The organism is Pseudomonas sp. S3_C06, assembly GCF_054667675.1.
Genome location: NZ_CP162747.1, coordinates 464150 through 476770, shown reverse-complemented (window position 1 = coordinate 476770; position 12621 = coordinate 464150). Strand labels below are relative to the sequence as shown.

Below are 12621 nucleotides of genomic sequence, written 5' to 3'. Positions count from 1 at the left end.
GCTATTCAGGTTCGTGGGTGATATCCACGAGCGGAATCGGCTCAATGGCCCAAGCGCGAATCTGACGACGCTCGGGGCTGGGTATTGCGCAGGCCTTGCGTCCGGTGAAGGTTCGCGCAAGACGCTCTTCATCGATGCGGCAGCCGCGCTGTTCCAGTGCCTGTACGTCTCGGCGAAAGGCAATCTGCAGCGCGTCGGATTTCAGCGAAACCTCCTGCTGGAAAGAGTCCGGCACGCGCTCGGGCCGCACGTTTTTCAGCACGGCATGATCCTGTTCGAAGATACGGATATTGCTCGCAATGAACCTGCGATCGAGCAATCGGGAGCGCAGAAACGTTCTGCCCATCATCCACCAGGTGCGCGTGTGATTGGCATCAATCGGCACATGCGCCGAGACGATGTAGATCCGCCAGCCGTTGGGCAACTCAAGCTCAAGCGTTGTACAAGGGCCGGACAGGTGAAACCCCGGAACAGTGACCACACTGACAAACTCGGTGGAGGATTTGCGTCTCAGCAACCCTTTGCGCGCCGGCCTGCGCATAAGCATTTGGGCGCTGCCGCTCCACGCATCACTGTCGACCTCGAACGATTCAATCTCGGGATGATCCGGATCACCGAAGGTTGAACCATGGACAAACGGTGCGTGCGCGAAATCCAGACCGTTTTCAATAATCCGGTCCCAACTGGCCTGCCAGTCAAAGTGTCCCGAGACCACGCGGATCGCGGGATCGTCGACCCAGTCGAGCGTGGGCAATGGTGGGCGCTCAGACTCCGACAGATCACCTAAAAATGCCCAGATCCAACCGTAGCGCTCAAGCGTCGGGTACGCATCGACCCGGGCCTTGGCGGGAATGCGCAGGTCCGGCTGCGCCGGTATCTGCGTGCACACGCCATCAGTGCCAAACCGCCAGCCGTGATAGGGACACTGCACGCTGTTGCCCACTTTGCTGCCGGCTGACAGTGAGCCGCCGCGATGCACGCAGATATCTGAAAGCAGGTGAGCGACGCCCGCGTCATCGCGGAACGCAACGAACGGTTGTCCGAGCAATTGAACCGGCATCAGTCCATCAGTCAGCTGTGACGATGGGACAACGACATACCAAAGGTTTGTGAGCATGGGGGGCGTGTGATCCGTCAGTACGGTGAGTTCAGGTCAGAGAAACCTGGCATTCAAACTAGATCAGGCGGCGCTGATTCGACAATCAGCCAAGCACTTTATAGATCTCTGCAACTACCTGAGTCGTTGCGGCTTCGATGGTTCCTTCGTTACGGCACAACACCCAGCCGTGATCGGCAACCGCCTGCTCGAACATCTCGCTACACACGACGTGCTCGGCGTGTTTCTGGATCACCGTGCCGCCCAGTCCTCGTGTTCGTGCCGTTGCCCGCGCCCATGAAATATCCGGTGCGGTGACAACGCCGACATGCAGATCCGGCACGCGCACGCCTCGCTCGATGTTCAACTGCAGAATCTCGGCAAACGGCACGCTATGGCGAAATGCGGCGTCCGACGGATACCAGCGGTCGATCAGGATGATGCTGTCCAGCGGCTGTTTGGGCAGCACCCGCTCAGAAATCCAGCGACGGCTATCGGCAAGGCGCTGACACACTGCCCACTCCAACTCCCGCGAGGGATGTCTGGCGAGCTGGTTGACCAGGGCCATGGTTTCGCCGCGGTACGGATCGCTTTTTCTCTCGCACAGGCGGATGACTTTGTGCTTGTCTGCCCGCAGCGCTGCGGTAACGGCCTCCAGCAATGTGGTTTTGCCGGTGCCCTTGGGCCCGTCCAGAGAAATAAACAGCGGCAGCTTCATGGTTCACGCAACGATTGAGACATTGCCGAGCACTCTAACCTCATTTGCGCAAATCGATGAGCTGATCCCTGCCCTTTGCCTACACTTGCTTGCCAATGATGTTTAGCCCTCTGCCAAAGGAGTCACCATGTCCAAGCTTTATCCGAGCATCGATCCCGAGGGATTGGTCGAGTACTCAGTGGTCTACACCGACCGCTCGCTGAACCACATGTCGCAGTCCTTTCAAGGCGTGATGAAGAACATTTCCACGACCCTTAAACAGGTCTACAACGCCGAAGCGGTGGCGGTGGTTCCGGGCAGCGGTACATTCGGCATGGAGGCGGTGGCGCGGCAGTTCGCTACCGACCAGCAGTGCCTAGTGATACGCAACGGCTGGTTCAGTTATCGCTGGAGCCAGATTCTGGATATGGGCAATATCCCGGCGGCCACCACGGTGCTCAAAGCCCGGCCGGTCGAGACGGGTCGCCAGGCAGCCTACGCCCCGCCGCCGCTGGACGAAGTGCTGGCCGCCATCGCCGCACAGAAACCGCAGGTGGTCTTCGCGCCCCACGTTGAAACTTCATCCGGGATCCTCCTGCCCGACGAGTACCTGCGAGCCGTCGGCGACGCTGTGCATGCAGTGGGTGGTCTGTTTGTGCTGGACTGCATCGCCTCCGGCACGATTTGGGTGGATATGCACAAGTGCGCCGTCGACCTGTTGATCAGCGCTCCGCAGAAAGGCTGGAGCGCCTCCCCTTGCTGCGCCCTGGTGATGTTCAGTGCTCTCGCCCTCGAACGAATCGAACAGACGCAAAGCAGCAGCTTCGCCTGCGACCTGAAAAAGTGGCTGCAGATCATGCAGGCCTACGAACAGGGCGGACATGCCTATCACGCAACCATGCCCAGCGATTCCCTCGCGCGCTTTAACGAGGTGATGAAAGAGACGCAAGCCTACGGGTTCGACAAGGTTCGCGATGAACAACAGGCGCTGGGCGATCGGGTGCGTGCGCTATTGACCGGCAAAGGCATCAAAAGCGTGGCCGCTCCCGGCTTTCAGGCCCCGGGCGTCGTGGTGAGTTACACCGATGATGCCGACATCAAAAGCGGCAAGAAATTTGCCCATCAGGGCCTGCAGATCGCTGCCGGCGTGCCGTTGCAATGCGATGAGCCGGCCGACTTCCAGACCTTCCGCCTCGGGTTGTTCGGGCTGGAGAAGCTGCAGAATATCGAGCGCACGGTCAGCCTGCTTGAGCAGGCACTGGATGAGCTGATGGTTGACTAAGGTCCCATATCGTTCCTAACGCTTGAACTCCAGAAGGGCATTCCCGACGTGTGCCCTTCTTCCAGCAAGGCGGTTCATCATTCTGTTCAGTGGTCTATCGACTATTTGGCCCCGGGGCCAATCAGCGAGCTTTCAATCTGCACGCCGGGCATCATTTGCTGCAAACCTGCGATCAGCTTGTCCCCTGCTTCAGTCAAGGCTTCAAGCGGCATCGCTGGCAAACTCTCGAGAATGAACCACATGTTCTGCGCATCGGCCCCAAGGCGGGTTCTGACACCTTGCCGCCAATTCCAGCGGCGGCAGGTCACGCCTTTGTCATCGCGCCAGACCACTTCGCCGGCATCTGGATACTCGACAGCGGGAACGCCCTCTTTCATCGTGTCAAAGGGCTCGCTGCCATTGGCGACGACAAGATGCGGAGCGCCTGCATAAGCCTCTATATTTTCCCCGCCTACCGGAATGGCGTACTCGATGCTGATGGCGTTGTAGAGATCGACGATGGGATCGAGGCTCGGCAAGGTCCCGTCACGTAAAACCCTTTTACGCAACGCTTCGGCTGAACAAGGCGTGCGCTGTGGCTTGGCCCCGAACTTTCTGAAGGCGTCGGCCCAGGCGGCAAGGTGAGCGTCTCCCCAGCTTGGACCACCCGCCTGCACAGCCTTGCAAGCGTGATCCAGGGCGGCCCGGGCAACTTCAGGACGGGTGAGTGGTGCAGCTTCCACCACAATGCTCAGGGCCCGGAACCCCGGAGCCAGTTCTGCAACGGCTGGATCGATCAACGGCAGTACGGACAGCATCAAAAACCTCCAGGATTCAAATGGTGTTTCATGCTATCTATCGATGACCGATTTAGTCAATATAATGACCATCATGTTCCGCTTCAGTGGGTGAGTCGATTGACGCCACGATCGTTAAGGGCCGAAAATTCCAGCACTTTTTTTCATGAACCTGATCAATGACCATGAATACCAGCTTGTCGACTACCCCAGGTGCTGATGCTCAAGCCGTCAGCCTGGCCGTCGCACGCACACTCAAACAAGCCCGCAAGGCACAGAAAATCACGCTGGACGAGCTTTCTCGGCGCTCAGGCGTGAGCAAAGGAATGGTCGTCGAAATAGAAAAATGCACCGCGAATCCCAGTATCGGCATTCTTTGCAAAATCGCCGCCGCGCTGGGCCTGTCGGTTGCCGACATCGTCAATGTGACCGAGGCCCCCTCTGCCCATATCATCGAAAGCCAGGATATCCCCACGCTCTGGACCGGTGACCTTGGAGGCACCGCGCGACTTCTTGCAGGAACGTCCGGCCCGAACATGATCGAGTTATGGCGCTGGGAAATGCATCCTGGTGAATCGTTCGCTTCACCGGGGCACCCTCAAGGCACGCTTGAACTGTTCCATGTAGAGAAAGGCACGTTGAAATGCATGATCGGGAAAACAGAGCTGATCATTCCTGCCGGGAGTTCGGCAGTGGCGAAAACTGATGTGCCTCACTCCTACTCCAACGCGGGCAGATCCAAATTGGTGTTCACCATGTCCGTGACCGAGATACATCAGTAGATACCCGACACTAGGGCACAGGCTTCCCGACATAACCGTCAGTAGTTGAAGTCGTGCCCCAACTCACTCTGCATCCACTCCAGAAATCTCCTGACCCGAGGAAAGCCGGCATGCGCTCTCGGGAACACCAGGTGGTGCGCGGTGATCGGCGCACTCAAGCCTGGCGTCACTTCGACTAAAGCGCCGCGCGCCAGATAATCCTGAGCAAGCAGCGTGCTTTCCAACGCGAACCCAAGACCGTGGCTGGCCGCCTCCAATGTCATGTAGGAGCGGTCAAAGCTGAGTGAATAGGGTTTTTCAGGACGCGACAGGCCATGTTGAGCAAACAGCTGCGGCCACTTGATCAGCGTCGCTTCCGACAGGATCAGATTGCAGTCGAGCAGATCCGCGACTGTGCGGATCGGGCGTTGCTGCAGCAGTTTCGGCGACGCCAGCACGGCAATTTTTTCATTGCGCACCGTACGGACTTCGAAACTTGGCCAATTGGGCATGCCGTGACGGATGTCGACATCGATCTTGTCGCGACTGAAATGCAGTGATTCGTACGAACACGACAGATTGAGCTGGATGTCGGGATGACTCTGGCGAAACTGTTCCAGCCGCGGCATCAGCCACAGCAGCCCGAAGCTGGGCGACGAGTGCAACCGCAGGCAATCGAGGCTGACATCGCTGGCGGCACGCTCTGTCGCCACCGCCAGGCTGTGCAGGATGCCGGACACTTCAGTCAGGTATTGCTCGCCCACTGGCGTCAGTGTCACGCCTCTGGCTGTTCTGAGAAATAGCTGACGCCCGATCATCGCCTCCAGCTTGGCCAACTGGTGACTGACCGCTGACGGGGTCAAGTCCAGCAATTCGGCGGCGCGGGCAACGTTGCCGAAGCGTGCCGTTTGCTCAAAGGCCTGAATGGCTTTCAGGGGTGGCAGGGTCGCAGGTGCATCGCCAGATGAACTCATGATGATTGTTTTTCCGCTGCAAGTGGCTTGGGCCGGGCTTATGGCTATTCAAGCATTGGCAGACAGCGCTGGCGAGTGCTGAATTTTTTCAGCACCCAGTGAGGTTTGCGTTATTGCTCAGGGCCGGTCTGGAGGACAAGCTGAGTCATCGGTTCTTTGCGGACCGAACCCATAAAAACAATTAGAGGAACACCTCCATGCTTCTCCAAGGCAAAGTCGCAATCATCACCGGTGCCGCATCTGCCCGTGGCATCGGCCGCGCTACAGCGACGACGTTCGCACAACAAGGCGCTCGTGTCGTGATCCTTGATCTGGATGCATCCGCCGCGCGCGACGCTGCTGCGTCGCTGGGCGAAGGTCACCTGGGACTGGCGGCTAACGTCGCGGACGAGGCGCAGGTTCAGCAAGCCGTCGCCACCATCATCGAGCACTTCGGGCGCATTGATATCCTCGTCAACAACGCCGGCATTACCCAGCCACTCAAGACCCTCGACATTCGTCCTTCGGACTACGACAAGGTGCTGGACGTCAGCCTGCGTGGCACCCTGCTCATGTCCCAAGCGGTGATTCCGCTTATGCGTCAGCAGGCCAGCGGCAGCATCGTCTGCATGTCGTCGGTGTCTGCGCAACGCGGTGGCGGCATTTTCGGAGGCCCGCATTACAGCGCGGCCAAGGCCGGTGTGCTGGGTCTGGGCAAAGCCATGGCACGGGAGCTGGGCCCCGACAACATTCGCGTCAACTCCATCGCGCCGGGCCTGATCCACACCGACATCACCGGCGGCCTGATGCAGGACGAGCGCCGTCACGCCATCATCGACGGCATTCCGCTGGGTCGCCTGGGTGAGGCGCAGGACGTCGCCAACGCTGCGCTGTTTCTCGCCAGCGACTTATCCTCTTATCTGACTGGCATCACCTTGGATGTGAACGGCGGCATGCTGATTCACTGAGTACTTCTGGGCGGGCCTGTGCGGCCCGTGCGGTTCTGGATCGATGATGCAGCCGGGCCTGATGGCCTGGCGGTCAATAAAAACAAGAGATCAGACCATCATGACTACCCTGTCGCTCGAAGCGGTTTCGACCGTGCGCTCCTCTGCCTATCGCAAAACCGCTTGGCGCCTGATGCCGTTCCTGATGCTGTGCTATTTGTGCGCCTATCTGGATCGGGTCAACGTCGGCTTCGCCAAGCTGCAAATGATGAACGATCTGGCCCTCAGCGAAACGGTCTACGGATTGGGCGCCGGCGTGTTCTTCATCGGCTATTTCCTCTGCGAAGTGCCCAGCAACATCATTCTGCACAAGGTCGGTGCGCGCGTGTGGATCGCGCGGATCATGATCACCTGGGGCATCGTTTCGGCGCTGTTCGCCTTCGTCGAAACCGCGTGGCAATTCTATGCGTTGCGCTTTCTGCTGGGGATTGCCGAAGCCGGTCTGGCGCCGGGCCTGTTGCTCTACCTCACCTACTGGTTTCCGTCCTACCGTCGGGCACGCATGACGGTGCTGTGGTTCATCGCCATTCCGCTGTCAGGCATGGTCGGTGGTCCGCTTTCCGGCTGGATCATGAACCACTTCGCCGGCGTGCACGGTTGGGCCGGCTGGCAGTGGATGTTCGTTCTGGAGGCGGTACCGACCGTCATCGTCGGGCTGCTGGTGCTGAGCTATCTGAAAGACGGCGTGCATCAGGCCACTTGGCTGAATGACGAAGAAAAAGCCCTGATCACTCGCGAACTGGCCGAAGACGACCAGCAAAAAGTCACCCACGCCTCGGTTGGCGAATTCATTCGCGATCGCCGTCTGTGGCTGCTGGCGGCCATCTACTTCTGCGTGGTGATGGGCCAGTACGCTATCACCTTCTGGCTGCCCACACTGGTGCGCAATGCGGGGGTTTCCGACCCGCTGCACATCGGTTTTATGACCAGCCTGCCCTACCTGTGCGCCATCGTCGCGATGTTGTTGGTGGGCCGCAGTGGTGACAAACATCGCGAACGCCGCTGGCACCTCATCGTGCCGATGATTGCCGGGGCGATCGGCTTGAGCCTGGCGGCGATGATGGGCGGCAACTCAACGCTGTCGATCCTCAGTCTGTGCCTGGCCGCTTCCGGCATTTTGTCGGCGACGTCGCTGTTCTGGATGCTGCCCACCACACTGCTCGGCGGGGTGTCTGCCGCCGCCGGCATCGCTGCGGTCAACAGCTTCGCCAATCTCGCCGGGTTCTGCTCGCCTTATCTGATCGGCTGGATCACCACCCTGACCGGCTCCAGCGCCATCGGCATGTACCTGATTACGGGCGTGCTGTTCCTCGGCGCCAGTCTGGTCCTGCGCATTCCCGCCGCCCTGGTCAATCGTTGAGTTAACGGAGTTTCATCATGACGACTAATCTTTCACACGCTGCATCCCTGAGCCTGACGGAGCGCGCGCACAACATTCGCCGCCATGCGTTGCGCATGGGCCAGGTTCAGGGTCAGGGCTACGTCGGCCAGGCTCTCGGCGCTGCCGATTTGCTGGCGGTGTCTTATTTTCATGCGATGAATCATCGCCCCACAGACCCTGAATGGGAGCAGCGCGATCGCTTCTACCTCTCCATCGGTCACTACGCCATTGCGCTGTACGCAGCGCTGATCGAAGCCGAGATCATCCCGCTCGAAGAGCTGGAAACCTACGGCTCGGACGACAGTCGCCTGCCGATGTCGGGCATGGCCGCCTACACCCCGGGCATGGAAATCACCGGCGGCTCGTTGGGTCAGGGGCTGGGCATCGCTGTCGGTGCCTGCCTGGGCCTCAAGCGCAAAGATTCGCCCTCCTTCGTCTACAACCTGCTGTCCGATGGCGAGTTGAACGAAGGCTCGACCTGGGAAGCGCTGATGTCGGCTTCGCACTGGCAGCTCGACAACCTGATCGCCATCGTCGACGTCAACAACCAGCAAGCCGACGGCCACTCCAGCGAAATTCTCTCGTTCGAACCCATCGTCGATCGCTGGCAGGCATTTGGCTGGTTTACCCAGCGCGTCGACGGCAATGATCTGGAGGCGCTGGTCAGCGCGTTCGATGCCGCGCGCAATCATTCCGGCAGCCAACCAAGAGTGATCATCTGCGACACCAAAATGGGCAAAGGCGTGCCCTTCCTGGAAACCCGCGAGAAAACCCACTTCATCCGTGTGGAAGAGCACGAATGGGATCTTGCGCTGCGCAATCTTGAAGAAGGAAAAACCCAATGAACAACGCCGTCAACACCCCGATGTCGAGCAAAAAGCGCCTGACCACGTCAGCGATGATCGCCTCCATTGCTTCAGAAGGCCAAGCCACCAAATCCGCGCCTTTCGGTCATGCGCTGGCGGCGCTGGCTGATCAACGCCAGGACATCGTCGGCCTGTCCGCCGACCTGTCCAAATACACCGACCTGCACATCTTTGCCAAGGTCCACCCGGACCGGTTCTATCAAATGGGCATGGCCGAACAACTGCTGATGAGTGCAGCCGCGGGCATGGCCCGTGAAGGCTTCGTCCCCTTTGCCACGACCTATGCGGTGTTTGCTTCGCGGCGTGCCTATGACTTCATCTGCATGGCCATCGCCGAGGAAAACCTCAACGTCAAAATCGTCTGCGGCCTGCCCGGTCTCACCACCGGATACGGCCCCAGCCACCAGGCCACCGATGACCTGGCCATCTTCCGTGCCATGCCCAACCTGATGATTGTCGACCCCTGCGATGCCCTGGAAATCGAACAGGCCGTACCAGCGATCGCCGCGCATCAAGGGCCTGTGTATATGCGTTTGCTGCGCGGCAACGTACCGCTGGTGCTCGACGAGTACGGCTATCAGTTCGAGATCGGCAAAGCCAAAACCCTGCGCACCGGTAACGATGTGCTGATCATCTCCACCGGCCTGATGACCATGCGCGCACTTGAAGCCGCCAAGGAACTGCAAGCAGATGGCGTGGATGTCGCCGTGTTGCACGTACCGACGATAAAGCCGCTGGATGAACAAACCATTCTTGCCGAAGCTCGCAAATCAGGTCGACTGGTGGTTACCGCAGAAAACAGCTCGATTATTGGCGGACTCGGCGAGGCCGTTGCCGGGGTGCTGCTGCGTAACGGAGTCACGCCAGCGTTCAGGCAGATCGCTTTGCCGGACGCGTTTCTGGACGCGGGTGCTTTGCCGACACTGCATGATCGTTACGGCATTTCTACCCAGGCCGTCTGCGCGCAGATCAAGCTTTGGCTGGACCGCTGACCGATCAGGGCGCTTATGGACAAGCGCCCTACAACTCGCGGACAACGAACAGCTTGTACGATGTCCTATCACAAGGTATTACTACGTCTCCCCGAAAAAAAATAAAACCACGGAGATCGCTACATGGACTCATGCCTGTCCGCCAAACCTGAAAGCCTCCACCGAGCGCAAGGCAACACCCGCCGCAGCTTCCTGAAAAAGTCCTTGGCTGTTTCCGCTACGCTCGCCACCGTCGGCAGTGCCGCACTGCCCCGACTCGCCGAGGCCGCCGAACCCTTGAGTCAGCGCTATCCAGATCCGCTGATTCATATCCTCGACGACAGCTTCCTCGAATTACGTGTTTTCAACGCCAGTGTTGAAAAACTTGCCACCGGCATGCGCTGGGCCGAAGGTCCGGTCTGGGTCGGTGATGGCCGCTATTTGCTGGTCAGCGACATCCCAAATAATCGCATCATGCGCTGGGATGAAATAACCGACACCTTCAGCGTGTACCGCGAACACTCGAACTTTTCCAACGGCATGTGCCGGGATCGCCAAGGGCGGCTGATTGTCTGCGAAGGCTCCACCACCACCAGCGAAGGTCGGCGCGTCACGCGCACCGAAGCCAATGGCACGATCACCGTGCTGGCCGACAGCTTCGACGGCAAACCCTTCAACTCGCCCAACGACATCGTCTGCAAAAGTGACGGATCGATCTGGTTCACCGACCCGCCCTTCCAGACCAGCAACAACTACGAGGGCCACAAAATCACCCCGAGCCAACCCCACGCCGTGTACCGCATCGACGGCGAGAGCAAAAAAGTCACGCGGGTCATCGATGACCTCAACGGTCCAAACGGCCTGTGCTTCTCGCCCGATGAAAAAACCCTTTACGTCGTCGAAGGTCGCGCCAAGCCTAATCGCTTGATCTGGGCGATTGCCGTGAATGACGACGGCACACTGGGCGAACGCCGCAAGCACATCGAAGGTCTGGAATATGCAGCTATCGACGGCATCAAATGCGACGAAGCCGGCAACCTGTGGTGCGGCTGGGGCGGCAATGGTGATTCCAAGGCTGACCTGGAAAAACTCGACGGCGTGCGCGTTTTCAATCAGCAGGGCAAGGCCATCGGGCACATTTCCCTGCCAGAGCGCTGCCCGAATTTGTGCTTTGGGGGGCGCGAAGGCAATCGGTTGTTCATGGCCAGCAGTCACTCGATCTATTCGCTGTTTGTGAATACCCGTGGGACTACGTTTGCGTTGTAAAAGCGCGGTTCGTCTCACGACAGTTTCGTGAGCGTCGAAACACAGCTTGCCGCGCATCCGAAGGTGCGCGGCACTCAAGCCCGGTTACTGTCACCGCCACGCCGACCTTGTAGAGCGCCCGTAACGTCAGACACCTCCCGATTGTGTTCGAAATTGATAAAAGTCTTTCCCTGATCCGTGCCTGTTTGCGCAACACCCTCAAGCCTAAAGTTCGTCCTGCCAGCAACATCACACTTACTTTAGGAAATCTCATCATGAAAACGGCAATGATCATCGTCGCACTCTTGGGCTTCAGCTCTGTGGTAGCAGCGCAGGACGGTCCTGCAACGACTAAACAGGTCGAGCAATATCGCTACGGTACCCACCTGGATGTCGCCAAGGTCATCTCTGAAGAACCGGTGCCGGATGTTTGCGCAGTGGTACCGACGCACATGACTTACCAGGACTCGCAAGGCAAACGCCATGTACTGGCCTATAACGTCATGGGCCGTTGCAGCCAGGGCTAAGTCAGCTGTTTACCCATCATTGCGCCTCGGAGAGTGGTCTCATCGAGGCGCAAATACCTTTTTGCTCCGCAGTATTTCAATCGATCAGTTCTTTGGCCGTGGCTGCCAGCTGACTGCCAACCCGATCTTTCAGCGTTTCAATAAACCGGGTGATTTTTGCATCGACAAACTGCCGAGAGGTATAGACGGCGTACACGTTACGCTCATATGTATGGTAGTCAGGCAAAACCCGCACGAGCTTGCCGGAACGCAAATCATCGATGGCCGTAAATCCGGCCAGCAAGCCAATCCCCGCGCCCTCTCGAATGGCCAGCGCCATCGCATCCATATCGTTGACGCTGAAACTTGGCCCTGTCGGGACAAACGTCGCGTCCCCGGCCTTGCTCTTGAGTTGCCACTCATCCCGCACATAGTCGACGGTGCCCAACAGCAGACACTGGTGATCACGCAGGTCTTCTGGCGTCTCGGGAGCCGCATGCCGGGCCAAGTAGTCTGGCGACGCCACCAACACACAATGGCTGACACCGATCTTCTGGCTGACATACGCCGAATCGGGGAGCGCGCGGGCGATCAGGATCGAGACATCCAGTTGGTCTTCCAACAGGTTAGGCATGCGTTGCGAGAGCAATAAATCCACCGTCACCTCCGGGAATTGCTGGCGGTACTCCAGCACCGCCCCGGTGACCAGATGCCGGGCCAGCCCAGGAACGCAATGCACCCGCAGTGTTCCCCGAGGCTCCAGCGCGGCATTGCTGGCTTCGGCTTCGGCACTCTCCAGATCAGCCAGAATTTTCGTGCAGCGCTCATAGAACCGTCGCCCGGCATCGGTGACCGACAGGCGTCGGGTCGAGCGTTGCAACAGACGTGCGTCGAGCACGTTTTCCAGCGCCGATACAGCACGCGATACGTTACCGACGGTGGAGTCCAGATGATTGGCCACGGCCGTGAAACTGCCCATCTCGACAACCTTTATATACACCGACATGTTCGAAAGCTTGTCCATCGCGACCTTCCTGTAGATCTGACGCTGACCCGTGATAACGCGCATTTTTTCCGGAT

Annotated in this window: 13 protein-coding genes; 8 read left to right on the top strand and 5 right to left on the bottom strand. The window is 59.0% G+C overall.

All coding sequences use genetic code 11. The features are described from left to right. Position 1 precedes the first annotated feature (1 nt). Positions 2 to 1117, bottom strand: coding sequence for an aromatic ring-hydroxylating dioxygenase subunit alpha (locus AB4N44_RS01990; protein ID WP_460110505.1), 1116 nt, complete (start codon positions 1115 to 1117; stop codon positions 2 to 4). A gap of 85 nt (positions 1118 to 1202) precedes the next feature. After that, on the bottom strand, positions 1203 to 1814 hold the full coding sequence (locus AB4N44_RS01985; protein ID WP_316916337.1) for a dTMP kinase: 612 nt from the start codon (positions 1812 to 1814) through the stop codon (positions 1203 to 1205). Positions 1815 to 1941: 127 nt separating this feature from the next. On the opposite strand from AB4N44_RS01985, the gene AB4N44_RS01980 reads away from it, so the two are divergent. After that, on the top strand, positions 1942 to 3075 hold the full coding sequence (locus AB4N44_RS01980; protein WP_460110507.1) for an alanine--glyoxylate aminotransferase family protein: 1134 nt from the start codon (positions 1942 to 1944) through the stop codon (positions 3073 to 3075). A gap of 101 nt (positions 3076 to 3176) precedes the next feature. Here the strand turns inward: AB4N44_RS01980 and AB4N44_RS01975 are convergent, their stop codons facing one another. Further along, positions 3177 to 3872, bottom strand: coding sequence for a B3/B4 domain-containing protein (locus AB4N44_RS01975; protein WP_016986055.1), 696 nt, complete (start codon positions 3870 to 3872; stop codon positions 3177 to 3179). Between the two features lie 158 nt (positions 3873 to 4030). On the opposite strand from AB4N44_RS01975, the gene AB4N44_RS01970 reads away from it, so the two are divergent. Continuing rightward, positions 4031 to 4633 carry a helix-turn-helix domain-containing protein gene (locus AB4N44_RS01970; RefSeq protein ID WP_460110508.1) on the top strand — a complete coding sequence of 201 codons (603 nt, stop codon included), beginning with the start codon at positions 4031 to 4033 and terminating at the stop codon, positions 4631 to 4633. A 38-nt stretch (positions 4634 to 4671) separates the two neighbouring features. Here the strand turns inward: AB4N44_RS01970 and AB4N44_RS01965 are convergent, their stop codons facing one another. After that, positions 4672 to 5586, bottom strand: a complete 915-nt coding sequence (locus tag AB4N44_RS01965) for a LysR substrate-binding domain-containing protein (protein ID WP_460064581.1) — start codon at positions 5584 to 5586, stop codon at positions 4672 to 4674. A 197-nt stretch (positions 5587 to 5783) separates the two neighbouring features. On the opposite strand from AB4N44_RS01965, the gene AB4N44_RS01960 reads away from it, so the two are divergent. The 6 genes from AB4N44_RS01960 to AB4N44_RS01935 all read left to right on the top strand — a co-directional run bounded on the left by AB4N44_RS01960 (position 5784) and on the right by AB4N44_RS01935 (position 11562). After that, positions 5784 to 6533: an SDR family NAD(P)-dependent oxidoreductase gene (locus AB4N44_RS01960; protein WP_122843954.1), complete on the top strand. Its 750-nt coding sequence runs from the start codon at positions 5784 to 5786 to the stop codon at positions 6531 to 6533. Between the two features lie 100 nt (positions 6534 to 6633). After that, positions 6634 to 7932, top strand: coding sequence for an MFS transporter (locus tag AB4N44_RS01955; protein WP_016984522.1), 1299 nt, complete (start codon positions 6634 to 6636; stop codon positions 7930 to 7932). 17 nt (positions 7933 to 7949) lie between these two features. Further along, positions 7950 to 8798 (top strand): transketolase, encoded by an 849-nt coding sequence (locus AB4N44_RS01950; protein WP_460110510.1) that lies wholly within the window; start codon positions 7950 to 7952, stop codon positions 8796 to 8798. Continuing rightward, on the top strand, positions 8795 to 9811 hold the full coding sequence (locus AB4N44_RS01945; protein WP_460110512.1) for a transketolase family protein: 1017 nt from the start codon (positions 8795 to 8797) through the stop codon (positions 9809 to 9811). The genes AB4N44_RS01950 and AB4N44_RS01945 overlap by 4 nt, the downstream gene beginning before the upstream one ends. Positions 9812 to 9934: 123 nt before the next feature. Continuing rightward, positions 9935 to 11056, top strand: coding sequence for an SMP-30/gluconolactonase/LRE family protein (locus AB4N44_RS01940; RefSeq protein WP_460110513.1), 1122 nt, complete (start codon positions 9935 to 9937; stop codon positions 11054 to 11056). A gap of 254 nt (positions 11057 to 11310) precedes the next feature. Then, positions 11311 to 11562, top strand: coding sequence for a DUF2790 domain-containing protein (locus AB4N44_RS01935; RefSeq protein WP_016984519.1), 252 nt, complete (start codon positions 11311 to 11313; stop codon positions 11560 to 11562). A 76-nt stretch (positions 11563 to 11638) separates the two neighbouring features. On the opposite strand, the gene AB4N44_RS01930 is transcribed toward AB4N44_RS01935, so the two are convergent. Then, on the bottom strand, positions 11639 to 12565 hold the full coding sequence (locus AB4N44_RS01930; protein ID WP_122661952.1) for a LysR family transcriptional regulator: 927 nt from the start codon (positions 12563 to 12565) through the stop codon (positions 11639 to 11641). Positions 12566 to 12621: the final 56 nt, after the last annotated feature.

Bases quoted from the DNA above. Each gene is read 5' to 3' on its own strand.
- AB4N44_RS01990 (WP_460110505.1), bottom strand. From the start codon at position 1,117: ATGCTCACAAACCTTTGGTATGTCGTTGTCCCATCGTCACAGCTGACT.
- AB4N44_RS01985 (WP_316916337.1), bottom strand. From the start codon at position 1,814: ATGAAGCTGCCGCTGTTTATTTCTCTGGACGGGCCCAAGGGCACCGGC.
- AB4N44_RS01980 (WP_460110507.1), top strand. From the start codon at position 1,942: ATGTCCAAGCTTTATCCGAGCATCGATCCCGAGGGATTGGTCGAGTAC.
- AB4N44_RS01975 (WP_016986055.1), bottom strand. From the start codon at position 3,872: ATGCTGTCCGTACTGCCGTTGATCGATCCAGCCGTTGCAGAACTGGCT.
- AB4N44_RS01970 (WP_460110508.1), top strand. From the start codon at position 4,031: ATGACCATGAATACCAGCTTGTCGACTACCCCAGGTGCTGATGCTCAA.
- AB4N44_RS01965 (WP_460064581.1), bottom strand. From the start codon at position 5,586: ATGAGTTCATCTGGCGATGCACCTGCGACCCTGCCACCCCTGAAAGCC.
- AB4N44_RS01960 (WP_122843954.1), top strand. From the start codon at position 5,784: ATGCTTCTCCAAGGCAAAGTCGCAATCATCACCGGTGCCGCATCTGCC.
- AB4N44_RS01955 (WP_016984522.1), top strand. From the start codon at position 6,634: ATGACTACCCTGTCGCTCGAAGCGGTTTCGACCGTGCGCTCCTCTGCC.
- AB4N44_RS01950 (WP_460110510.1), top strand. From the start codon at position 7,950: ATGACGACTAATCTTTCACACGCTGCATCCCTGAGCCTGACGGAGCGC.
- AB4N44_RS01945 (WP_460110512.1), top strand. From the start codon at position 8,795: ATGAACAACGCCGTCAACACCCCGATGTCGAGCAAAAAGCGCCTGACC.
- AB4N44_RS01940 (WP_460110513.1), top strand. From the start codon at position 9,935: ATGGACTCATGCCTGTCCGCCAAACCTGAAAGCCTCCACCGAGCGCAA.
- AB4N44_RS01935 (WP_016984519.1), top strand. From the start codon at position 11,311: ATGAAAACGGCAATGATCATCGTCGCACTCTTGGGCTTCAGCTCTGTG.
- AB4N44_RS01930 (WP_122661952.1), bottom strand. From the start codon at position 12,565: ATGGACAAGCTTTCGAACATGTCGGTGTATATAAAGGTTGTCGAGATG.